The 22,771-nt window shown below is 69.4% G+C and carries 20 protein-coding genes; 11 read left to right on the top strand and 9 right to left on the bottom strand.

Translation table 11 applies throughout. The annotated features are described in order from the left end of the window. The first annotated feature begins 36 nt into the window (after positions 1-36). The 11 genes from EOD42_RS00650 to EOD42_RS00600 all read left to right on the top strand — a co-directional run bounded on the left by EOD42_RS00650 (position 37) and on the right by EOD42_RS00600 (position 10,965). Entirely contained in the window at positions 37-1,176 is a 1,140-nt protein-coding gene (locus EOD42_RS00650) for an extracellular solute-binding protein (protein WP_127785129.1), read from the top strand. Then, a complete protein-coding gene (locus EOD42_RS00645) occupies positions 1,169-2,035 on the top strand; it encodes an ABC transporter permease (RefSeq protein WP_240654733.1) in 867 nt (288 codons plus the stop codon). Before EOD42_RS00650 ends, EOD42_RS00645 begins: the two co-directional genes overlap by 8 nt. Further along, the gene (locus EOD42_RS00640) at positions 2,032-2,892 is read left to right on the top strand and encodes an ABC transporter permease (RefSeq protein ID WP_127785128.1); all 861 of its coding nucleotides are present in this window, start codon (positions 2,032-2,034) and stop codon (positions 2,890-2,892) included. The genes EOD42_RS00645 and EOD42_RS00640 overlap by 4 nt, the downstream gene beginning before the upstream one ends. Then, entirely contained in the window at positions 2,889-3,944 is a 1,056-nt protein-coding gene (locus tag EOD42_RS00635) for an ABC transporter ATP-binding protein (protein ID WP_127785127.1), read from the top strand. The genes EOD42_RS00640 and EOD42_RS00635 overlap by 4 nt, the downstream gene beginning before the upstream one ends. Further along, positions 3,941-5,239 carry an LLM class flavin-dependent oxidoreductase gene (locus EOD42_RS00630; RefSeq protein ID WP_127785126.1) on the top strand — a complete coding sequence of 433 codons (1,299 nt, stop codon included), beginning with the start codon at positions 3,941-3,943 and terminating at the stop codon, positions 5,237-5,239. The genes EOD42_RS00635 and EOD42_RS00630 overlap by 4 nt, the downstream gene beginning before the upstream one ends. A 66-nt stretch (positions 5,240-5,305) precedes the next feature. Next, positions 5,306-6,340, top strand: coding sequence for an ABC transporter substrate-binding protein (locus tag EOD42_RS00625; RefSeq protein WP_127785125.1), 1,035 nt, complete (start codon positions 5,306-5,308; stop codon positions 6,338-6,340). Next, the gene (locus EOD42_RS00620) at positions 6,337-7,131 is read left to right on the top strand and encodes an ABC transporter permease (RefSeq protein ID WP_206020208.1); all 795 of its coding nucleotides are present in this window, start codon (positions 6,337-6,339) and stop codon (positions 7,129-7,131) included. Before EOD42_RS00625 ends, EOD42_RS00620 begins: the two co-directional genes overlap by 4 nt. Continuing rightward, positions 7,128-8,003 (top strand): ABC transporter permease, encoded by an 876-nt coding sequence (locus EOD42_RS00615; protein ID WP_127785124.1) that lies wholly within the window; start codon positions 7,128-7,130, stop codon positions 8,001-8,003. Before EOD42_RS00620 ends, EOD42_RS00615 begins: the two co-directional genes overlap by 4 nt. 25 nt (positions 8,004-8,028) lie before the next feature. After that, positions 8,029-9,069: an ABC transporter ATP-binding protein gene (locus EOD42_RS00610; protein WP_240654731.1), complete on the top strand. Its 1,041-nt coding sequence runs from the start codon at positions 8,029-8,031 to the stop codon at positions 9,067-9,069. A gap of 4 nt (positions 9,070-9,073) precedes the next feature. Then, a complete protein-coding gene (locus tag EOD42_RS00605; protein ID WP_164867716.1) occupies positions 9,074-10,219 on the top strand; it encodes an LLM class flavin-dependent oxidoreductase in 1,146 nt (381 codons plus the stop codon). 74 nt (positions 10,220-10,293) lie between these two features. Continuing rightward, entirely contained in the window at positions 10,294-10,965 is a 672-nt protein-coding gene (locus EOD42_RS00600; protein ID WP_127785121.1) for a GntR family transcriptional regulator, read from the top strand. A 7-nt stretch (positions 10,966-10,972) separates the two neighbouring features. Here the strand turns inward: EOD42_RS00600 and EOD42_RS00595 are convergent, their stop codons facing one another. The 9 genes from EOD42_RS00595 to EOD42_RS00555 all read right to left on the bottom strand — a co-directional run bounded on the left by EOD42_RS00595 (position 10,973) and on the right by EOD42_RS00555 (position 22,750). Then, the gene (locus EOD42_RS00595; RefSeq protein WP_127785120.1) at positions 10,973-12,121 is read right to left on the bottom strand and encodes an FAD-dependent oxidoreductase; all 1,149 of its coding nucleotides are present in this window, start codon (positions 12,119-12,121) and stop codon (positions 10,973-10,975) included. Positions 12,122-12,128: 7 nt separating this feature from the next. Further along, positions 12,129-13,190: a DODA-type extradiol aromatic ring-opening family dioxygenase gene (locus tag EOD42_RS00590; RefSeq protein WP_127785119.1), complete on the bottom strand. Its 1,062-nt coding sequence runs from the start codon at positions 13,188-13,190 to the stop codon at positions 12,129-12,131. Next, positions 13,187-13,651: a (2Fe-2S)-binding protein gene (locus EOD42_RS00585; protein WP_127785118.1), complete on the bottom strand. Its 465-nt coding sequence runs from the start codon at positions 13,649-13,651 to the stop codon at positions 13,187-13,189. Before EOD42_RS00585 ends, EOD42_RS00590 begins: the two co-directional genes overlap by 4 nt. Continuing rightward, positions 13,648-14,478 carry an FAD binding domain-containing protein gene (locus tag EOD42_RS00580; RefSeq protein ID WP_127785117.1) on the bottom strand — a complete coding sequence of 277 codons (831 nt, stop codon included), beginning with the start codon at positions 14,476-14,478 and terminating at the stop codon, positions 13,648-13,650. Before EOD42_RS00580 ends, EOD42_RS00585 begins: the two co-directional genes overlap by 4 nt. Beyond that, on the bottom strand, positions 14,475-16,817 hold the full coding sequence (locus tag EOD42_RS00575; RefSeq protein ID WP_127785116.1) for a xanthine dehydrogenase family protein molybdopterin-binding subunit: 2,343 nt from the start codon (positions 16,815-16,817) through the stop codon (positions 14,475-14,477). The genes EOD42_RS00580 and EOD42_RS00575 overlap by 4 nt, the downstream gene beginning before the upstream one ends. 3 nt (positions 16,818-16,820) lie before the next feature. Further along, positions 16,821-17,792, bottom strand: coding sequence for a Bug family tripartite tricarboxylate transporter substrate binding protein (locus EOD42_RS00570; protein WP_127785115.1), 972 nt, complete (start codon positions 17,790-17,792; stop codon positions 16,821-16,823). A 213-nt stretch (positions 17,793-18,005) separates the two neighbouring features. Then, positions 18,006-19,628 carry a hydantoinase B/oxoprolinase family protein gene (locus EOD42_RS00565; RefSeq protein WP_127785114.1) on the bottom strand — a complete coding sequence of 541 codons (1,623 nt, stop codon included), beginning with the start codon at positions 19,626-19,628 and terminating at the stop codon, positions 18,006-18,008. Further along, entirely contained in the window at positions 19,625-21,649 is a 2,025-nt protein-coding gene (locus tag EOD42_RS00560) for a hydantoinase/oxoprolinase family protein (protein ID WP_127785113.1), read from the bottom strand. Before EOD42_RS00560 ends, EOD42_RS00565 begins: the two co-directional genes overlap by 4 nt. 33 nt (positions 21,650-21,682) lie before the next feature. Then, complete coding sequence (locus EOD42_RS00555) at positions 21,683-22,750, bottom strand: extracellular solute-binding protein (RefSeq protein WP_127785112.1); 1,068 nt, start codon at positions 22,748-22,750, stop codon at positions 21,683-21,685. Positions 22,751-22,771: the final 21 nt, after the last annotated feature.

The following is a 22,771-nucleotide window of genomic DNA, read 5'->3' as shown; positions in this document are numbered from 1 at the left end:
AGCACTCACGGCGACACGGGATCGACGGAGAGAAAGATGGACTTCCACCAGCAGGGCGAGCGGCTGCTCGCGCGCTATCGCGATGGCGACATCGACCGCCGCGGCTTTTTGGGCGCGCTGGGTGCGGCCTGTGCCGCCGCCGGGCTGGCGAGCCCCCTGGCCGCCTATGCGCAGCAACCGCAGAGCCTGCGCTTCGACGGCTGGGGCGGTGTCGGCCAGCAGGCGCTGACGCGCCACATCTTCACCCCCTTCACCGAGCGCACCGGCGTGCAGATCCGCCAGGGCTCCTTCAGCGGGTGGGAGGAATTCCTGACCCGCGTGCGCGCGGGCTCCCCCGGCGAGTACAACATCTGCTCGCTGTCCAATCTGGTGTCTTACTACACCTTCACCCAGGGCAATCTGGGCCAGGCGCTGGACATCTCGAAGATCCCGCGCTTCGCCAGCTATGACCAGCGGGGCCTGGAGGCCTTCAAGCGCCTGTCGGGCGGCGAGGCCTGCGCCGTGCCCTTCCAGCTGACCACCATCGGCATCGCCTATAACCGCGACAAGGTGGACGGCGCCTCGGTGCGGCAGCAGGGCGTTCAGTCGCTGCTGAACGACCGGTATCGCGGCCGCATCGTGGGTGAGAACAACTGGCTGCGCCGCATCTGGTACGCGGCCCTGCAGAGCGGCCAGGACCCCAACGCCATCCGCGACATGGATGCCGTGTGGGACCGCATCCGCCAGTCCCGCCGGCTGGTCACGAAATACTGGGGCAGCGGCGCCGAGCAGATGAGCCTGCTGTCCAACGGCACGGCCGACATCTCCGATGCCTGGGGCCTGCGCGTGTTCCATCTGCGCAAGCAGGGCCACCCGATCGACATCGTCTACCCGCAGGGCATCTACACCGACATCGCCGGCATGTTCGTGTTCCGCGGCACGCCGCTGACGCCCGTGTATGAGATGTTCGACATCGTGTTGCGTGAGGAAGTGCAGTTCGCGCTCGCCGAGCAGGAAGGCAGCACGCCGCTGTTCGACCCCGCCAAGGTGGATGTGCCGCAGGCGCTGCGCACCACCCTGCCGGGCTATGACGAGGAAGGGCGCCTGCGCCTCGGCGTCTTCCCCGACCCCGTCTACTGGAACGGCCATGGCGATGCCTGGCAGCGCCGCTACACCCAGGTGATGGCGCGTGGCTGATCCACGCCGCGCGACCGGTTGGATGCTGGCGGCGCCGGCCGTAGGCTGCGTCGTCGCCTTCATCCTGTTGCCGGTGCTGGCGATGGCGCTGCATTCCTTCTGGCTGCGCGACCCGAACGGCATCGTCATCCAGCAGTTCACGCTGACGAGCTGGCGGGAATTCCTGGACGACCCCTTCTATCTGGAGGTGCTGGGCCGCACCGGGCGCCTGGCCGCGATCACTACCCTGATCTGTGCCCTGGTCGGTTATCCGGTGGCCTATACGCTGATCCTGATGCCGGATCGCTTCCGCGCGCTGATGATCCTGCTGCTGTTCCTGCCCAGCTGGATCAGCTTCGTGGTGCGCACCATGTCCTGGCTGCATGTGCTGGGGCCGGGGGGCCTCGTGAACCTGCTGCTGCGCCGGATGGGGGTGATCGAGGAGCCGCTGCCGCTGCTCTACAACGACTTCTCCATCTATGTCGGCATGGTCCACTACACGCTGACCTACATGGTGCTGAACATCTATATCGGGTTGCAGTCGGTGGACCGGAACCTGGTGGATGCGGCCCGCACCCTGGGCGCCAAGGGCTGGCATGCCTTCCTGGAGGTCACGCTGCCGCTGTCCCTGCCGGGGCTGATGGCGGGGTCGCTGCTGGTCTTTATCCTGGCCGCCGGCACCTACATCACGCCGCTGATCCTGGGCGGCACCGGCAATGTCTACTACTCGAACCTGATCTATGAGGCGGTGATCCCGCAGCTGGACTGGCCCCTGGGCGCCACGCTGGCCGTGGTGTTCATCGTCGTGCTGACGGCGGTGATCGGGCTGTATGCGAGGCTGGCGGGTGTGGGCACCCTGTTCCGCAAGGTGTCCGCATGAGGCACTCACGCCTGACCCTGTGGCTGCTCGGCGGCTTCACCCTGCTGGTCTACGCCTACAAGATCCTGCCGGTCTTCGTGGTGGTGGCCCTGGCCTTCAACCCGCCGGAATTCGGCAGCTTCCCGATCGTGGGCTTCACCACCCGCTGGTTCGGCGGCCTGCTGGACAACCCTGCCGTGGTGACGGCGGTCAAGACATCCCTGCGGCTGGCGGTGGCGACGGCGGCCATCGCGACCGTGCTGGGGGTGGCGGCGGCCTATGCGCTGGTGCGCTACCCATTCCGCGGGCGCGCGGCGGTGCAGCTGCTGCTGACCATGCCTATCCTGGTGCCGCACCTGATCGTGGGGGTGGGGCTCTTGCTCGCCTTCCGCATCCTGGGCCTGTCGCGCAGCTTCACCCTGATGCTGCTGGGGCATGTGGCACTCACCATGCCCTTCGTCATCCTGACCACGCAGCACCGGCTGCAGGCCATCCCGCTGTATCTGGAGGAAGCCTCGCGCACGCTGGGCGCCAATGGCTGGCAGACCTTCCGCGAGGTCACGCTGCCGCTGGCAGCCCCCGCCATCGTCACGGGCTTCGTCTTCGCCTTCATGTCCTCCTTCGACGAGGTGACGGCGACGCTGTTCTGGCGCCCGGCCAACTTCGACACCGTGCCGATCTATGTGCTGTCCGAGTTGCAGAACTCCGTCAGCCAGGAGCTGAACGCGCTGGCGGCGGCGCTGGTGGGCTTCTCGGTCGGCGTGCCGGTGCTGACCATGCTGCTGCTGCATCTATGGACCTCGCGCCGGCGCCGCCCCGCCCGCGCGCCTGAAGCGACACCCGCCTGGCAGCCCGCCACCGAAGGAGATGCCCGATGAGCGCGCCCGCCGCTGTCGAGATGCGCCGCGTCAGCCGCCACTATGGCAGCGTCGCCGCCGTCGACGACCTGGACCTGACCATCGCCGAGGGCGAGTTCGTGGCCCTGCTCGGCAGTTCCGGCTGCGGCAAGACCACCACGCTGCGCATGATGGCGGGGCTGGAGCAGCCGAGCTCCGGCGACATCGTGGTGAAGGGCCGGCGTGTGAACGACGTGCCGGTGCATGCGCGCAATGTCGGCATGGTGTTCCAGAACCACGCGCTGTTCCCGCACCGCACCGCCTTCGAGAACATCGCCTTCGGCCTGAAATACCGGAAGGTGCCCAAGCCCGAGATCGCCCGCCGCGTCGCCCGCGCGCTGGAGGTGGTGCGCCTGCCGCATGTGGCCGATCGCCTGCCGTCCCAGCTCTCGGGCGGGCAGCAGCAGCGCATCGCGGTGGCGCGCGCCATCGTCATCGAGCCAGACCTGCTGCTGTTCGACGAGCCGCTCTCGGCACTCGACGCCGGGCTGCGCGACGAGCTGCGGGTGGAGCTGAAGCGCATCCAGAAGTCGCTCGGCATCACCACCGTGTTCGTCACGCACGACCAGCAGGAAGCCTTGTCCATGGCCGACCGCATCGTGGTGATGCATGGCGGCCGCAAGCGCCAGGAGGGCACGCCCGAGGACATCTATCGCGCGCCCAATTCCGAATTCGTCATGCGCTTCTTCGGGCGGGTGAACAGCCTGCCCGGCACCGTGACCAGCGCCGGCGGCGGCACCATGCAGGTGGCGCTGGCCGAAGGCGTTTCCCTGCCCGTGCCGGGCGATGCCGCGCCGGGCACGAAGCTGTCCCTGCTGCTGCGCGCGGAACGCCTCAGGCTGGTGCCTGACGACGGCACGCCCGCCCTGCGCGGGCATGTCACGGGGGTGGACTATCTGGGCATGATGGTGCGCTACGACGTGGCCTGCGGGGGCGAGACCTTCCAGGCCATCCAGCCCGCCGAGGACGCGGTGCTGCCGATCGGAACCCCGGTCGCGCTCAGCCTGCGCGGCGAGGATCTGGTTCTGTCATGAGGCAGATGAAGCTCGGCTACTATGCCACCTCCACCGGCGGGCATATCGCGGGCTGGCGCCACCCGGACGCCTATGCCGACCACGGCGCCAACCTGTCGCGCGTGGCGGAGATGGCGCGGCTGGCCGAAAGCGCCTGCCTCGATTTCCTGTTCCTGGCCGACAGCATCACCATGCGCGGCCGCGACTGGGACGTTCTGGCCCGCAGCAGCAACCGGTACGTGGCGCAGTTCGAGCCGCTGACCCTGCTGGGCGCGCTGGCCGCCAGCACCAGCCGCATCGGCATGGTGGCCACGGCATCCACCACCTATGAGGAGCCGTACAACCTGGCGCGGCGCTTCGCCTCGCTGGACCTGCTGAGCGACGGGCGCTGCGGGTGGAACATCGTCACCTCCTCCAACCCCAACGAGCCCGGCAATTTCAGCATGGACGGGCTGATCCCGCATGCCGACCGCTATCGCCGCGCCGCCGAGTTCGTGGAGGTGGTGAAGGGGCTGTGGAACACCTGGGATGCCGGGGCGCAGATCCGCGACAAGGAAGCCGGGCTGTTCTTCGATGCCGCGGGCATGCGGCTGCTGAACCATGTGGGCGAGCATTTCCAGGTGCGCGGCCCGCTGAACGTGCCGCGTTCCCCCCAGGGCCGGCCGGTGCTGGTGCAGGCCGGCGCCTCCGGCCCCGGGCGCGACCTGGCGGCGGGGGTAGGGGAGGTGATCTTCTCCACCATCGCCGACTACGAGACCGCGCGGGACTTCTACCGCGACATCAAGCGCCGCGCCGCCGAGAAGGGGCGCGACCCCGACCGGGTGCTGGTGATGCCGGCGGTGAACATCTACGTCGCCCCCACCCGCGAGGAAGCCCGCGCCAAATACGACGAGGTGCGGGAACTGATCGAGCCCGTGGTCGGCCGCGCCTTCCTGGAGATGATGCTGGCCACCAGCCTGGGCAATGCGCCCGATGACGGCCCGCTGCCGGAGCTTGCCACCGACAACACCACCACAAGCGGCGTGTTCAAGGTGCAGGCCGAGGCGCGGCGCGAGGGGCTGACCATCCGCGAGCTGTATCTGCGCATGGCCGACAAGGACAGTTTCTCCCTGTTCGGCACGCCGGCCGACATCGCGGACCAACTGCAGCACCGCTTCGAGGGCGAGGCGGCGGACGGCTACGTGTTCATGCCGGCCTTCTTCCCCAATTGCCTGACGGATTTCACCACCATGGTGGTGCCGGAACTGCGCCGGCGCGGCCTGTTCCGCGACGCCTACAGCGCCACCACGCTGCGTGGCCATCTGGGCCTGGATTAATCGCTTGTGCGCGAAGCTAATCGGTGAGTATCGTATTAAGTATACTTTATTCATGATGGGGCCGACATGACGATCCTGACCGCTCGCCGCACCCTGCTGGGCGCCACCGCCGGTATGCTGGCGGCCCCCGCCCTGAAGGCGCAGGGCCGCTTCCTGTATATCAATTCCTGGGGCGGCACCTGGGAACGCGCGGCGCGGCAGCACCTGTTCGACCCCTTCACGGCAAAGACGGGCATCGAGATCCGCATCACTTCGGGCGTCAATTTCGCCAAGCTCGCGGCCCAGGTCCGCACCGGCAACTACGAGTACGACATCTCGACCCTGGGCGGGCCCAGCCTGGTGCAGGCCGAGCAGTCCAACCTGACCGAGCGCCCGACCGACCAGACCATCGACCGCGGCAAGCTGCCGTCGGACGGCATCTTCGCCAACGGCATCGGCAACCACGCCTATTCCACCAACCTGGCGGTCAACACGCGCAACCTTCCGGCCGGCGAGGTCCGCGACTGGCGCGATTTCTGGAACCTGCAGAAATATCCCGGCCGCCGCGCCCTGCCGCGCAGCATGCAATGGACCTTCCCCTTCGCGCTGCTGGCCGATGGCGTGGCGAAGGAGAACATCTACCCGATCGACATGGACCGCGCCTTCCGCAGCCTGGACAAGGTCAAGCCTGCCATCGCGTCCTGGTGGACCCAGGGCGGCCAGGCCCAGCAGCTGCTGGCGGATGGCGAGGTGCAGATGATCGGCATCTGGCACGCCAACGTCCTGTCGGCCAAGCGCAACGGCGCGCCGGTGGAGCTGGTGTGGAACCAGTTCACCGTGGACCGCACCTATTGGGTGGTCTCACGCGGGACGCCGCGCGCGGCGATGGCCTTCGAGTTCATCCAGTTCGCGGTCGAGCCCGAGCGCATGGCGCGCTTCTGCATCGACGGCCAGTACGGCCCCTTCGATACCCGCGCCTTCAACTGGATCAACGAGGAGCAGACGAAGGACATGCCGACCAACCCGGCCTATGCCGCGGGTGCCATCGAGCATGAGCCGCGTTCCATCGGCGCCATCATGACGGCCGCCACCCGCCGCTTCGAGGCCTGGCAGATCCAGTGATCCACCACGACCGACCCTCGCGGCTGAACCTCGTTCTCGCTCTGGCGGTGGCGCTGTTCATCCTGGCGCCGGTGCTGGTGCTGGTGCCGATGTCCTTCAGCGCCTCGCGCTCCTTCGAGTTTCCGCCGCGTTCCTTCTCGCTGGGGCATTACGCCGCCTATTTCCAGTCCGATGCCTGGCTGTCGGCCACGGCGAACAGCCTGGCGATCGCTGCGGGGTGCTCGGTGCTGACGCTGCTGCTCTCGGTGCCGGCGGCCTTCGCGCTGAACCGCAGGCAGTTCCGCGGGCAGAACCTGGCGCGCGCCCTGCTGCTTCTGCCCATGCTGGTGCCCAGCATCATCATGGCGATCAGCTACTACACGCTCTATGCCGAGATCGGGCTGAACCAGACTTATGCCGGGGTGCTGATGGCCCATGCGGCGGGGTCCATCCCGCTGGCGCTGATCGCGCTCTCGGCCACGGTGCGCGGCTTCGACCGCAACCTGGAACGCGCGGCCGCGATCTGCGGCGCCACCCCCTGGCAGGGCTTCCGCATGGTCACGCTGCCGCTGATCACGCCGGCCATCGTCATCGCCGGCATCTTCGCCTTTGTGCACAGCTTCGATGAGGCGGTGATTTCCCTGTTCATCGCGGGGCGCGAGGTCAACACGCTGCCCCGCCGCGCCTTCGAGAGCATCCGCCTGGATGCCGACCCGGTGCTGTCGGTGGTCTCCACCCTGACGGTGGTGCTGGTGATCTTCCTGTTCTCCGCCGTCTCTCTGCTGCGCCGCCGGGCGGCGATGTCGCGATGAGCGCGGCGCTGACCGGCCTGCGGCCCGAAGCCGCCCACCGCCCCCGCACCCGCCTGCGCGCGGTGCCCACCTGGCTGCTGATCGCCCCCGCGCTGCTCTATATGGGCGTGGTGTTCCTGCTGCCTTTGGCCAACACCGCCTGGGTCAGCTTCAGCGACCCCATGCCGGGCCTGCACAACTATATCGAGGTGCTGACCACACCGGCCTATCTGCGCATCTACCGCAACACCACGCTGATGGCGCTGCTGGTCACGGGCATCTGCATCGTCATGGCCTATCCGCTGGCGCTGTATATCGCGCGGGCGGGCGGTGCGGTGGGTGCCGTGCTGCTGGCGGCCACGGGGCTCAGCTTCTGGATCAGCTTCCTGGTGCGCACCTATGCCTGGACCGTGATCCTCGGCAGCCGCGGCCCGGTCAGCCAGGTGGCGCGCTGGATGGGCTATGACCCGCCGCCGGTGCTGCTGTTTACCTCGGCTGCCAGCATCATCGGCATGACGCATATCCTGCTGCCCTTCATGGTGCTGTCGATCTACGTGGTGCTGGCGCGGATCGACCCCGTGCTGCTGCGCGCCGCCAGCGGCCTGGGGGCGACACGCGGGCAGACCTTCCGCCAGGTGGTGCTGCCGCTTTCCATGCCCGGCATCATCAGCGGCTCGCTGCTCGTCTTCGTGTTCTGCCTGGGCTTCTACGTGACGCCCGCGCTGATCGGCTCCCCGCGCGACCTGATGGTGGCCAGCCTGATCGCGACGCAGATCGAGGACCTGCTGGCCTTCGGCACGGCCTCGGCCATGGCGATGCTGCTGCTGGGCGCCACCCTGCTGATGCTGGCTGTCTATGACCGGGCCCTGGGCCTGGCCAATCTGATGAAGTGAGGCGCCGATGCGACCCCATCTTGAATTGATCGACGTATCCAAGCGCTATGGCGCGACCGCCGCCGTGCAGGGCGTCTCGCTGAGCGTGGCGGAGGGCGAGTTCATCTCGCTGCTCGGCCCGTCAGGCTCGGGCAAGACCACCACGCTGATGATGATCGCGGGGTTCGAGAGCGTGTCGGGCGGGCATATCCGCCTGGGCGGCACGACGGTCGAGGAACTGCCGCCGCATGAGCGCAACATCGGCATGATGTTCCAGAACTACGCGCTGTTCCCGCACATGACAGTGGCGCAGAACATCGGCTTCCCGCTGAAGGTGCGCCACCGGCCGAAGTCCGAGATCAAGGCGGCGGTGGATCGCTATCTGGAAATGGTGGGGCTGTCGGCGCATGCGCATAAGCGGCCGGCGCAGCTTTCGGGCGGGCAGCAGCAGCGCGTGGCCCTCGCGCGCGCGCTGGTGTTCGAGCCGCGCCTGCTGCTGCTCGATGAGCCGCTCTCCGCGCTCGACAAGAACCTGCGCGAGCAGATGCAGCAGGAGTTGCGGCGCATCCACCGCCAGGTGGGCGTCACCACCATCTACGTCACCCATGACCAGGGCGAGGCGATGATGCTGTCGGACCGCATCGCCGTGTTCAACCACGGCCGCATCGAGCAGGTCGGCCGCCCGGACGAGGTGTATGAGCGCCCGGCTACCCGCTTCACCGCGAGCTTCATCGGCGACAGCAACATCATCGCGGGCCGGCGCGGTGAGGCAGCCGACATCCTGCTGACCGCCGACGGCAACGCGCTGCGCTGCGGCTCCCCGCTGGCCGACGCCCAGGCCGCCCTGCTGGTGCGCCCGGAGAAGCTGCATGTGGGCGACGCGCCCGAGGGCGCCAACCGCCTCTCGCTCAAGATCGGCGGCGTGGTGAATATCGGCGTCGCCGCCATGGTCACCGGCAGCGCGGCCGGCCAGGAGATTTGCCTGCGCGCCCCTGTCTCCCTTCTTCCCTCGCTGCGCGAGGGCGAAACCCTTCCCGTCTGGTGGCATGCGGCCGATGGCTGGCCGCTGCCCTCGCCTCAGGAGTAATCCCATGTCGGAACGCATCCTACCGCTCTCCGAGCGCGTCAGCTTCGGCAACCAGAACCGCTTCAAGCTGGGTTTCTTCGGCGCCAACATGTCCTGCGGCACGGCGCTGACCACCGTGCCGGAACGCTGGGAGGCCGGCTGGGAGGACAACCTCGCCGTCGCCAAGCTGGCCGATGAGGGCGGCATCGACTTCCTGCTGCCGGTCGCGCGCTGGAAGGGCTATGGCGGCCGTACCGACCCCGCCGGGGTTTCGCACGAGACCATCGCCTGGGCCATCGGCCTGCTGGCGCAGACGAAGCGGATCAACATCTTCGCCACCGTCCACGCGCCCTTCATCCACCCGGTATTCGCGGCCAAGCAGTTCGCGACCGCCGACCACATCGGGGCGGGGCGCTTCGGCCTGAACATCGTCGTCGGCTGGAACGACGACGAGTTCGAGATGTTCGACGTGAAGATGCCGGCGGAGGAACGCTACCCCTACGCCCGCGAATGGATCGAGGTGATCCGCCAGCTCTGGTCCCGCACCGACGAGTTCGATTTCGAGGGCAAGTACCTGCAGCTGCGCGGCCTGCGCGGCCGGCCGAAGCCCGTGGGCGGCAGCCAGCCCATGGTGCTGAATGCCGGCATGTCCGATGTCGGCCAGGCCTTCGCCATCGAATGCTGCGACGGGCTGTTCTCCAACCCGCCGCGCGGGGACACCTCGCGCTTCCCGGCCATCGTGGCCGATGCGAAGGCGCGCGCGCAGCAGGGGCGGGATGTGGCCTATCCGGTCTTCACCTCGGGCACCGTGGTCTGCCGCCGCACGATGCGTGAGGCCGAGGAGTTCTATGCCTATTGCGAGGCCAATGCGGATTGGGATGCGATCGACACCATGCTGGACATCCGCCGCCGTTCCGGCCGGCCGCTGCCGCCCGGCGACCAGGCGCAGCAGCGCGTGGGCATGCTGAAGGGCCATGGTGACTACCGGCTGGTGGGCGACCCGGACTATATCGCCGGCCGCCTGGCGCAGCTGGCCGAGATCGGCGTGGACGGCATCGCGATGCTGATGGTCAACCAAGCCATCGACGCGCCGCTGTTCATCCAGGAGGTGGTGCCCCGGCTGGAGCGCCTGGGCCTGCGCGTGCCCGCCCATGCGGCGCAGCACGCCTGAGTCATGCATGACGGCCTGCCCACCAGGGCGGCCGCCGCCACGCGATGATGCCATTGGACAATGAAGGCTGATGAATGTCGTTGCCGCTTGACCTGCCGACGATGCGCGGCAACGACAACCTGCCTGACCAGCTCTACGCCATTCTCTCACGAGCGATCATCGAGGGGCGGTTCCGCCCCGGCGACCGCATCCAACCCGATGAGATCGCGGCCCATTTCGAGGTCAGCAAGATCCCGGTGCGGGAGGCGCTGCGCTCGCTGGAGGCGAATGGCTGGATCAACATCCGCCCGCGCCGCGGCGTCTATGTGCAGGAGCACACGGCCGAGGAGCTGAGCAACCTGTATGAGACGCGCTTCATCATGGAGCCCCAGTTGGCGCGCCTGGCCGCGGAACGGCGCAACCAGGGCCATCTGGCCAAGATCAAGGCCAGCATGCGCCAGAGCCTGGAGGCGCTGAAGCGCGAAAGCTCCATGGAACTGGCCGAGAGCAACCAGGCCTTCCATGCCGCCTGCGCGGAGGCCGCCGGCAATGCCTATGCTGCCAAGATCATCCGCGACATCGAGGTCCGCCTGCAGTGGTACTACTCGCAGGTGCCCATCGAGCGCACCCGCCAGACCCTGAAGGAACACGAGATGATCCTGTCGGCCATCGAGGCGAGGGACGGCAAGGGGGCGGAGGAAGCGACCCTGCTGCACCTGGAGGCCACGCGGCGCACCGCGCTCTCCAGGCTCAGCGAGGAGAGCTGACGCGCCCTCAGGCCGCGAAGCCGATGGGCGTCAGGTCCAGGCCGCGATCGGCCATGCGCAGCTTCTCGGTCAGGTATTTCGAGTGCTGGAAGGCACCCACCACCAGCGGCTTCAGCAGCGACAGAGAGCTCGGCCACTGGCGGCTGAACCAGTCATAGCGCACGGCCCAGCGCTGGGTGCTGTCGCTGATGAAGCGCACCGTCTTTTCCCATTCGCGCAGGGCGGCCGGAATGTCGGCGCGGCCCTGCACCATGCGCATCAGCGCGTAGGAGTTCATCAGCGTGAGCCCGGCCCCCTGGCCCAGCGTGGGCGGCAGGCCATGGGCGCAGTCGCCCACGATGGCGGCCTTCCCCTCGGACCAGCGATCCACCTTCACCAGCGCATAAGGGTACTGGGTGGAAGGCGCCTGGGACAGGATGTCGAATTCTGCCTTCAGGAAGGGGTGGGAGGCATTCCAGCTGGCCACATCCAGCGGCAGCCGCGCGCCCGGCGCGTCGCCGCGCGGCATCACCACATAGACATAGGACTGGTTGGGGCCGCTCGGCGTGATGCCGATGCGGCGGCGGCCGGACCAATGCTCGGTGGTCGCGTCGTCCTGGGTGAAGCTGCGGGTATCGACCAGGAAACGGTCGATCAGCGTGTCCAGCTCCCGGAAGCTGCCCTTGATCCCGAGCGCATTGCGCAGCCGCGACCGCGCGCCGTCGGCCGCCACCACCAGATCGGCCGCATAGCGCTTGCCGGCCGCGTCGATCAGCGCGCCGCCCGCCTCGATTCCCGCGATGTGAGAGCCGGTGACGACCTCCACCCCATAGGCCCGCGCGCGGCTGGCCAGCACATCCACCAGCGCCTGGCGCGGGGTCACGAGGCAGCGGCGATGGCCCACCGTCTCGTGCTCGTTGATGACGCGGCCCTCGGCGTTGCGCACGCGGCGGTGCTTCAGCCAGGTGCCGTGGGGTTCCAGTTCCTCCACCACGCCATACTGTTCCAGCACGCGCAGGGAATTGTTCTTGATGTAGAGGCCGGCGCCGACCTCGCGGATCTCGGGCGAGCGTTCGTGCACGCGCACGGTCCAGCCATCGGCGGCCAGCATCATGCCGAGGCCGAGGCCCCCGATGCCGCCGCCCGCGATCTCGGCATGGCGTTGGGTGGTGGTCATGTGGGCCTCACTTGGCCAGCATCGCCAGGCGCCGCTGGGCGCCCGCGATCAGCAGGGGATGGATGGCGAAATGCTCACGCAGGCGGGGCTCGTCCATGGCGGCCAGCGCCTCGGCCTCGTCCGCCGCTAGGTGGTGGCGGGTGGCATAGGCGGCGGGGTCGGCCATGAAGGCGCGGCAGGCCTCGCTGTCGGTGCGCAGGGTGAAGATGGCGCGGGCCAGCTGGGCGCGGGCAGGGGGCGTGACGGGGTAATGCAGGCCGGGCTCGGCATTGTCGCGCTCCTGCGTCCAGCCGAACACGGCATAGGTGTGGTGCCAGGAGGGCTCCCAGGCGGTCACATCCGGCAGCCGGTCGCCGATGGCGCCGGCCAGCATGATGATGCTGCGCGCCTCGACATTGCCGGTGCGGTCCAGTGCCACGTCATCCAGCGTCATCAGGCTGCGCAGGTTGCCGGCCGAGATGCGCTCGAACAGGCCGCGGTCGGTTTCCACATCCGGGTGCGGGTATTGCGGCGTGCCGGGATAGTGGCTGAAGCCGCCGCTGGCGATGATGACGGTGCGCAAGCCGAGCCGCACCGAGGCCCGGTGCAGCGCCTGCCCGAAGGCATAGCAGCGTTCGACCGAGGGCTGCGGCGGCACATAGCTGTTCACGAAGATCGGCAGGAAGGCGTCCTGGCGGCCATAGCCCATGAAGTCGTAGGGGATGGTGAAGGCCGTCTGCAGCGGCACATCCATGGAGAAGGCGGGGTCGAAGCCTTCCTCCAGCAGGGCGCGGGTCAGGCGATAGCCGTTGTCGCCGTCCACCGCCCACCAGCCGGCATGCTTGTGCTGGCCCTGGGCGCGGGCGCCGCAATGGATGGTGAAGGCCGGGATGCAGCCCACCGCGAACTCGTCGCCATGGTCGTTGGTGATGACGATGGTGAGGTCGGGCTTCAGCGCGCGCAGGCGCTCGCCGACCTCCAGCATGGCGACCCGCACGCGCTCGACCTGGTCCAGGTCCTCGGTGCTGGGGCGGGACATGAATTGCGGGGCATGCGGCACGGCCGCCCCCGCGATGACGCCGGGCTTCATGGCGTGGTCTCCTGGGCGACATGCAGGATCGCGGCGACGATCCCCTGGTATCCGGTGCAGCGGCAGATGTTGCCGGCCAGCTCCCGCCGGATGGTGGCTTCGTCGCGCCCCAGGCCCCGGCGCAGGATATCCAGCGCGGTGGCCATCATGCCGGAGGTGCAGAAGCCGCACTGCAGGGCGTGATGGGTGGTGAAGGCGGCGCGCAGGCGCTCCGCCATCTCGCCGTACTGGCCCTCGATGGTGGTGATGGCGCAGCCGTCGGCGGCGGCGGCGGGCATCAGGCAGGACCGCATGGGCACGCCGTCCACCTCGACATTGCAGGCGCCGCAGACGCCGTGCTCGCAGCCCAGATGCGTGCCGGTCAACGTCAGCTCGCCGCGGATCAGGTCCGCGAGCGAGAGGCGCGGCTCGACCGTACCCTCCCAGGCGGTGCCGTTGATGGTGATTGCGATGTCGGTCATGGCTGGGCGGCCTCGATCAGGGCGCGGCAGCCGGTCAGCACTGCCAGATGGTGGCGGTAGCCGGCCGGGTCGGTGGCATCGGCGGCCTTCAGCGCGGCATCCACCGCCGCGTAGAGCGGCGAGCTGGTGAGCCGCGCGGGTTGCGGGCCCGTCACCAGTGCCGGGTCCACCGCGAGCGTGGCGGGCGGGACTTCCAGCGCGCCGAGGGTGACGCGGGCGGCACCCGGCGTCAGGCAGGCGGCGGCGATGCCTTCCGCGAATTCGCCCAGCTTGCGGGTGGATTTCGCCATGCCGAAGCGCGCGCCGGGCTGGGGCGGGATACGGATGACGGTCAGCAGCTCACCCGGCTCGATGGCCGTCATCAGATGGCCGAGCAGGAATGCCCGCACCGGCACCTGGCGTTCGCCACCCGCGCGGCGCAGCACCAGCACGGCGTCCAGCAGGGACATCACGCAGGGCCAGTCGGCGGCGGGGTCGGCCTGGCACAGGCTGCCGCCGATGGTGCCCCGGTTGCGGATGGCGCGATAGGCGATGCCGCCCGCGACCCGCGCCAGGAAACCGCCCAACGGGCCGGGCAGGGCGCCGTCCTCGATCATGGCATGGGTGACGGCGGCGCCGATCACCAGCGTCCCGTCAGGCTCCAGCGCGGCGCCGCGCAGGGCCGACAGGCGGCTGATATCCACGAGCTTTTCCGGGCGCGCGACCCGGAAGCCCATCATGGGCGACAGGCTCTGCCCGCCGGACAGCACGGCGGCCTCGCCGGCCAACAGGTCCAGCGCGGCGTCCAACCCGGCAGGGCGCGCATAGTCGAAAGCGGGGAACTTCATGGCCGCAGCGCCTCCCAAAGGTCCTCGGGCCTGATCGGCACGCGGCGCACATCCACGCCGAACTGGCGCAGCGCGTCACTGACGGCATTGGCCACGGCGGCCGGCGGGCCGATCGCGCCGCCCTCGCCCAGCCCCTTGGCGCCGTGCACGGTGAAGGGCGACAGGGTTTCCTGGTGGATGATCCGCACATTCACCAGCTCCGGCGCGCCGGGCACCAGATAATCCGCCAGCGTCACCTTGGTGGGCTGGCCCTGGTCGTCGTACTGGAACTCCTCCAGCAGCGCCTGGCCGATGCCCTGGGCGACGCCGCCCGCGATCTGGCCGTCGACGATCAGCGGGTTGATCACGCGCCCGCAATCCTCGGCCACCACGAAATCCAGGATCTTCACATGGCCGCTGTCCAGGTCCACCGCGACCTTGGCCGCATGCACACCCGAGGAATAGGCGCCTGTTTCCACCGGCGGGCGGTAGCAATAGAGGATGTCCAGCGCGGGCTCGACATCCAGGGGCAGCTTCTGCAGCTCCAGATAGGCGATGCGCGCGACGGCATCGAGCGGGATGGACCCGCCCGGCCCCTGTGCCTCGCCGCCGGCCAGCAGCACGTCATCGGCCGCGCAGTCCAGGTTATGGGCGGCGATGCGGCGGATCTTGGCGGCCAGGCGCTGGCAGGCGCCCTCGACCGCGCCGCCCGCCATCACCAGCGAGCGGGACGCGACGGTGCCCATGCCATAGGGGCAGAGCTCGGTATCGCCATGCACCACGCGCACGCGGTCATAGCTCACGCCCAGCACATCGCCCGCGATCTGCGCCAGCGAGGTTTCGAGCCCCTGGCCGTGGCTCTGGATGCCGGTCGAGACCAGCACGCCGCCCGAGGGATCGATCCGCACCCGCGCCGCCTCGAAGCCATAGACGAAGGGGGAGCCGCGCCGGTGCCATTCCTGCGCGCCATGGGCCGTCTGCTCGGTATAGCAGCCGAAGCCGATGCCGATGGCGATGTTGGCGGGGGCATCCCCTTTCCCCGGCGCGCGGATCGACTGCGCAGCCTTGGTCAGCAGGGAAGGATAGTCGCCGCTGTCATAGACGAGGCCCGAGATGGTGGTGAACGGGTGTTCCTCGGGCTGGATCATATTGCGCAGGCGGAACTCGACGGGGTCCATGCCGATGGCGGCCGCCGTCTCCTCCATGATGCGTTCCATGGCGAAGACCGCCGCCGGCCGCCCCACGCCGCGGAACGGGCCCACCGGCGTCTTGTTGGTGGCCACCGTCGTGGCCTCGAAGCGATAGGCCTGGAACTTGTAGGGGCCGGGCAGCACGCTGCTGGCCATGTTGGCCTCGACCGCCGGGGTGGAGGTGCGCATGGCATAGGCGCCGCCATCCACCAGGAAGCGCACATCGACGGCCAGCAGCTCGCCTTCCTTCGTCGCATGCGCGGTGATGGTCTGCACATGCTGGCGGGAGTGGGAGGCGGAGACCATGTGCTCCCACCGGTCCTCGATCCAGCGGACCGGGTGCGGCAGGCGCATCGCCATGGCCGCGAGCAGGATTTCCTCAGGGTAAAGGTTGCTCTTGCCGCCGAAGCCGCCGCCGACATCGGGGGCGATGACGCGGATGTCGCGCTCCTCGATGCCGGTCAGCTGCTCGGCCAGCATGGTGCGGATCAGGTGCGGGCGCTGGGTGGCGATCCAGAGCGTGAGCACGCCGCTGCCGCGATCGAAGCGGGCGACGCAGCCGCGGGTCTCCAGCGGCATGGCGGCCACGCGTTCCATCCGCAGATGGCGCGTCACATGCACGTCGGCACGGGCCACCATGGCGTCGAAATCGCCCGTGGTGCGGCCCATGGTCATGTAGACATTGTCCGCCCAGCCCGGATGCAGGGGCGCGCTTTCGGGCAGCAGCGCCTGCTCGGGGTCGGTGATGGCGGGCAGCGGGTCGTATGCGGGCTCCAGCCGCTCGGCCAGATCCTCGGCCAGGGCACGATTGTCGGCCAGCACGGCGGCCACGATCTCACCCACATGGCGCACCGTGCCCTCGGCCATGACGGGCTGGTCCGAGGGACGATAGGCCGGGCGGTCCAGCACGGCGCGGATGGGCTTCACCAGCCCGTGGAAGGCCTCCGCGGTCCAGACAGCGCCGGCCGGCGCGTCGGCCGGCACCGCGATGGGCCCCAGCCGCGCATGCGCCATGGAGCTGCGCAGGAAGGCCACATCCCGGATGCCCGGCAGGCGCAGGTCAGCCACGAAGCCGCCCTGGCCCGCCAGGTGGCGGCGGTCCTCCAGCCGGGTGAAGGGCTGGCCGACCTGGCTGCTGTTGCTGAGGTTGCTGTCGTGGTGACTGTCCACTGGTTATTCGGCCCTTACATTGGCGCGCTGGGCCACATCGCGCCATTTGGCGATCTCGGCGGCCAGGTAGCTGCGGTATTCCTCCAGCGGCAGGCCGCTGGCCTTGGCACCGAAGGAAACCAGGCGGCGCTGCGCCTCCGGCGTGGCCAGAACCTGGCGGTTGGCGGCGTTCAGCCGCTCCAGCACGGGGCGGGGCGTGGCGGAGGGCGCCAGCATCCCGACCCAGGTGGAATAGATCAGCTGGGGGAAGCCCTGCTCGACCACCGTGGCCACGTCGGGCAACTCCGGCAGGCGCTCACGGGTGGCGGCCGCGATGATGCGCATGCGCCCGGCCTCCTTCTGGGGCACCAGCACCGTCGGCAGGTCCCAGGTGAACTGCACCCGGCCCGAGAGCAGGTCGCCCATCGCCTGGGACGTGCCGCGATAGGGCACGTGGGTCATGTTCACATTGCCCAGCACGTTCATCAGCTCACCCGTCAGGTGGCCGGTGGTGCCGATCCCCTGGGAGGCGAAGGAAATGCTGCCCGGCCGGGCGCGCTCGGCGCTGATCAGGTCCGCGATGGAGCGCGCGGGGCTGTCCGCGGGCACGCCCAGCAGGCCGGGGATCTCGCAGATGAGCGTGACCGGCGCGAAGTCGCGCAGCGGGTCATAGGGCATGCTGGTGCGGATGGCCGGGTTGATGGAAAGCGGGCCGTTCAGCCCCAGCAGCAGGGTGGTGCCGTCGGGCGTGGCCTTGGCCACCGCCTCGGCGCCGATCATGCCGCCGCCGCCGCTGCGGTTGTCGACGATCACCTGCTGGCCCAGCACGGGGGCCATCGCCTCGGCCAGCATGCGGCCCACCGCGTCGGCGGTGCCGCCGGCCGGATAGGGCACGATCAGGCGGATGGGGCGGTCCGCCTGCTGTGCCAGGGCGGGGGCGGCCAGCCCGGGCAGGGAAAGGGCGGCAAGGGAGAAAGCCCGGCGGGTCGGGGTCATGGAACCTCCTGTCAGGTCGTCGTGGCGCCGCGGCAGCGTCCCGTTTCGGGATCAAGTATACTTCATACTTTAAACGCGTGTCTTCGCCCCGTGCAAGAGGGTTCCGGCACACCCGCAGGGCAGGCGGGCCCGTTCGGAAACTTCGGTTCAGGAGGCAGGAGGGGCCTGTGCCCCGGGATGCGGCGCCCGTCGGGCGGGGCGCCGCATCGGCGGTCAGACGTAGCCCTGGGCCTCGTCCGCCGCGATGGCCGCCCGGCCGCGCAGGGCCGGGTCGCCATGGCCCCCGCCCCCTCCCGAGGCAAGGACGATGATATCCCCCTTGCGCAGCGAGACATCCGCCTTCGAGCGGACCTCGATCACCTCGTCGCCGCGATGCACATGGCAGAAGCCCAGCGCCCCGGGCCCGCCCCCCGCGAGCCCGCCGGCCGCGATGCGGAAGCGGTCCGCGTAGATCGCGAGCCGAACGCCGTCGGCCAGGATCCGATATCCCCGGCTGGACCCCAGCCCGCCGCGTTGCCGGCCCGCCCCGCCCGTGCCCGGGCGCAGGCGGTAGTGCTCGATGCGGAAGAAGTCGTAGTCGGCGTCGATCTGCTCGATCGGCGTATTGGTGCAGTTCGACAGCGGCCCGGCCACCGCATCGCAGCCGTCCCCATCGGCAGAGGCGCCATAGCCGCCGTCACGCAGTTCCAGGAACACGCGATACCGGCCGTCCTGCAGGTACGACAGACAGAAGCCGGTGGTGGTGTCATAGCCGCAGGCGATGGCGCGGTCCGGCATGGCCTGGCCCAGCGCCTTCAGCACGGCGTCATAGGCGCGATAGGAGGCCTCCATTCGCGCCCGCACCGGCGCCGGCGGACGGGGGTTCAGCAGGCAGCCCTCTGGCGCGATGACGGTCACGGCCCGGCTCGCTCCCTCGTTGAACGGCACATCCTCACCCGACAGCACGGATTTGATGCAGGCCAGCGTCGCCGAGACGGTGGAGGCAAAGGGCGCGTTCATGTGGCTCTTCACCTGCGGGCAGGTCCCGGTGAAATCCACCGTCAGGCTGTCGCCCCGCACCGTGACCGTGGCCTTGATGGGCAGCGGCGCCTCGCTCAGCCCGTCATCGTCCAGCGCGTCCTCACCCACATAGGTGCCGTCCGGGATGGCGGCGATGGAGGCGCGGACCCGGCGTTCGACATAGGCGATCATCTCACCCATCGCCTCCGTCACGGTGGCGGCACCGTACTTTCGGCACATCTCATGCACCCGCGCCGCACCCACCGCGCAGGCGGCGAACTGGGAATCGATGTCGCCCAGCGTGGCCTCGGGCACCCTGATGTTCGCCCCGATGAAATGCCGCAGCGGCCCATCGTCGTTCCAGTCGTCGGCCAGGTTGTAGCGGCTGGGCGGGATCACCAGCCCTTCCTGGAAATAGTCGGTGGAGGAGGAATTCAGCCCCGGCGCACCCCCGCCGATATCAAGGTGATGCGCCACCGCCGCGCTGAAGGCCACGATCTTCCCCTCGAAGAAGATGGGCACGAAGATCAGTATGTCCTGCAGGTGGTGCGCCCCGTGATAGGGGTGGTTGCAGATGTAGAAGTCACCCTCCCTCAGCTTCGCGATGGGATAGCGCGCGGCGCAGCTGCGGAAGGTGATGGACAGCGAACCGACAAGCATCGGGATGAGCTCGTCGCTTTGCGCCACGGCATTGCCATCGGCGTCGAGAATGCCGGTCGAGGCATCCTTGCCGTCGCGCACCACCGAGGAATAGGCGGAACGGTAGAGGGCAATGCCCATTTCGCGCGCCGCCGACAGCAGCGCCTGGCTGATCACGGCCTGGTCGACGGGGTTCATGGCGCGGCCTTTCGCAGAATGAGATTGCCCGCTTCGTCCGAGGTGGCGGTCCAGCCCGAAGGGACGAAGGTGGTGGCGGTCACGTCCTCCAGCACCAGGGGGCCTGGACGCGGCACGCCGCCGACGGCGCTGCGGGCCATGCGGAAGGCCCTCTGGGGGCGGCCCTCGTCATACACCTCCACCGCGCCCTCCGGCACACTGAAGCCGTCGCCGCCGATGCCGGCCAGGCTCGGCACCGCCTCGGGCGGCACATGCAGGCCGACACGATAGGAGACGATCTCGGCCATGCGTCCGGCCATCACCGCGCCATGGCGGTAGATGCGGCCATAGGCTTCCTCGAAGGCCGTACGCAGGCCCTCGACGGTGGGGGCTTCGGCCAGGGCCGGGGTCAGGGGTACCGGGATCTCGAAGGCCTGGCCGACGAAGCGCATCTCCAGCGTCACGTCCCAGCGGCGGTCGGGGCCCAGCTCCATGCCGTCGGCGCGCGCGGCCAGCCCGTCGCGCATGGTGGCCAGCGTCAGGCTCACGGACTCCGCCGCCCCCTCATCCAGCCGGGTGCGGCGGGTCAGGCTGTCATGAAGGCTATGGTCGGCAGCCAGCAGCCCATAGGCTGAGATGACCCCGGCATTGGGCGGCACCACCACGGTATCCATGGCCAGCGCCTCCGCCACGGCCGCGGCGTGCAGCGGTCCGGCCCCGCCATAAGGCACCAGGGCATAGTCGCGCGGGTCCCGCCCGCGCCGGGTGCTGACGAGGCGGATGGCCGAGACGATGTTGGCCACCGCGATGCGCACCGCGCTGTCAGCCAGCTCTTCCGCGCTCATGCCCAGCTCCGCCGCCAGGGGGGCGAAGGCGGCGCGGGCGGCCGCGGCGTCCAGCGGCATGGCGCCCGCCAGCTTCGCGTCGGGCTGGATGCGCCCGCAGACCAGATGCGCGTCGGTCAACGTGGGCTGCGTGCCGCCCCGACCATAGCAGGCGGGGCCCGGCACGGCGCCCGCGCTGCGGGGGCCCGCGCGCAGCAGCCCGCCCTCATCCCGCCAGATCAGCGACCCGCCGCCCGCGCCGATGGTGGTGATGTCCACCATCGGCATCAGCACCGGCAGCGTGTCCACCTTCGCCTCGCGCGTCAGCTCCGGCCGGCCGTCCTGGATCAGGCAGACATCCGCGCTGGTCCCGCCGATATCGAGCGTCACGATATCCCTGAAGCCCGAGAGCCCGGCCTGGCGGATCGCCCCCGTCACGCCCGCCGCCGGGCCCGACAGCAGCGCCGAGCCGGCATTCAGCCGGATGGCGGCGGCCGGAACCCGCCCGCCGTTGGACTGCATCATCGAGAATGTGCCGCTGAACCCGCCTTCCGCCAGCCGCGCCTCGATGCGGGTCAGGTAGGCATCCAGCACCGGCTGCACATAGGCGGACAGGCTGGTGGTGCTGGCGCGCTCGTATTCGCGGAATTCGCGCGTCACGTCGACCGAGCAGGTGACCCGCAATTCGGGCATGCGGGCGCGCAGCCAGGCGGCCAGCCCGTGCTCATGCGCCGGGTTGGCGAAGGAGTTCAGCAGGCAGATCGCGACCGCGCCATAGCCGCCTTCGCGCAGCTGCGCCTCGATGACGGGGCCGGCCACCTCCAGCTCAAGCACGCGCTCTGGCGTGCCGTCGGCCAGCATGCGCTCGGGCACTTCGAACGCGTCGCGCCGGGCCACCAGCGGCGCGGGCTTGGCATAGAAGATGTCGAAGATCCGCTCCCGGTCCTGCCGGCGCAGTTCCAACAGGTCGCGGAAGCCTTCGGTCACCAGCAGCGCCAGGCGCGTGCCCTTGCGTTCCAGCACCGCATTGGTCGCGACGGTGGAGCCATGCGCCAGCTCCGTCATGTCGGCCAGGGAAATCCCGCCGGCCTCGATGGCATGGAACACGCCGGTATCCGGCTGGGCGGGGGTGCTCGGCACCTTGGCGATGCTCAGCCCCCGCGCGTCGATCCGCACCAGGTCGGTGAAGGTTCCACCGATCTCAACTCCGACCTTCATGGCCGGCTTCTCTCAGACGTCATGACGTTCCCCTCAGCGCGCACGATCCAGGACCTGGTCCGCGAGGCGCATGCGTGCCTCGATGTCGGCCGCGATGGTGTACCAGTTGGGGGACCAGTTGCGGGCGCGCACCTCCTCGGGCGTCATGCCGATCTCCTGGATCACCTCGGGCGGCAGCGTCACGTTGGTCGAAAGCGGGATATAGCCGCTGCGCGCGGCCATGATCTGCTTGGCCGGGTCGATCGCGTCATTGAGGAAGCGCAGCGCCGCCGCCTTGTCCGGCGCATTCTTCGGGATGGAGATGACATAGGAAAGCACCAGCCCGCCTTCACGCGGCAGGGTCATCTCCACCTCCCGCTGGCCGGCCTTGCGCAGCATCTGGATCTGGCCCGAGTAGAAGGCGCAGGCCGTCACCTCTCCCCGCGACATCTGCTGCTGCAGCGTCGCCATGGAGGAATAGGAGCTGACGGAATTGCGCGCCACGGCTTCCAGCATCGGCACGCCGGGCTGGATATCGGCCTCGCTGCCGCCGCGAATCCTGGCGTAGAGGCTGAGGTCGTAGGGCGCGAGGAAGATCGGCCGCGTGACGGAGATCTGGCCGCGCCACTTGCGCTCGGTCAGCCCCTCCCAGGAGGCGAAGTCGGCGGCCCGGGCCAGCGTGTTGTTGAAGGCGACGCCCAGGTAGACGAAATAGATCGGCATGCCGAGCAACCGGCCCTGAGGGTCGCGCACCCAATGTTCCTCGGGCACATGGCGAATGTTCGGGATCTCATCCGGGGACAGGCGCTCGATCAGGTCGCTGGTGGCCAGATGGGCTGCCTGGAAGGAGGCGGCGAGCGCCACATTGTGCTGCGGGCGGCCGCGCGCGGCGGCCACGGCGGCCGCGGGGTCCGGCAGTTCGGCCACCGTGACGGGAATGCCGGTGGCGGCTGTGAAGGGGGCGCCGAAGCTCTCGCGCCACATGCGGGCGGTGGCGCCGCCCCAGCTGCCGAACACCACGCGCCCCGGCGCGGGCTGGGCAAGGGAAAGGGAGGGGGCGGCCAGCGGGGCGGCCAGCAGGGCGGCGCCGGTCGCCAACCCCGAACGACGGTACAGGATCATGTGGATTCTCCTCGGTGCGAT

Source organism: Rhodovarius crocodyli (genome assembly GCF_004005855.1).
Taxonomy (GTDB): Bacteria; Pseudomonadota; Alphaproteobacteria; order Acetobacterales; family Acetobacteraceae; genus Rhodovarius; species Rhodovarius crocodyli.
Note: the sequence above shows the minus strand (reverse complement) of the source record. Positions and strands in the feature narration are given on the sequence as shown.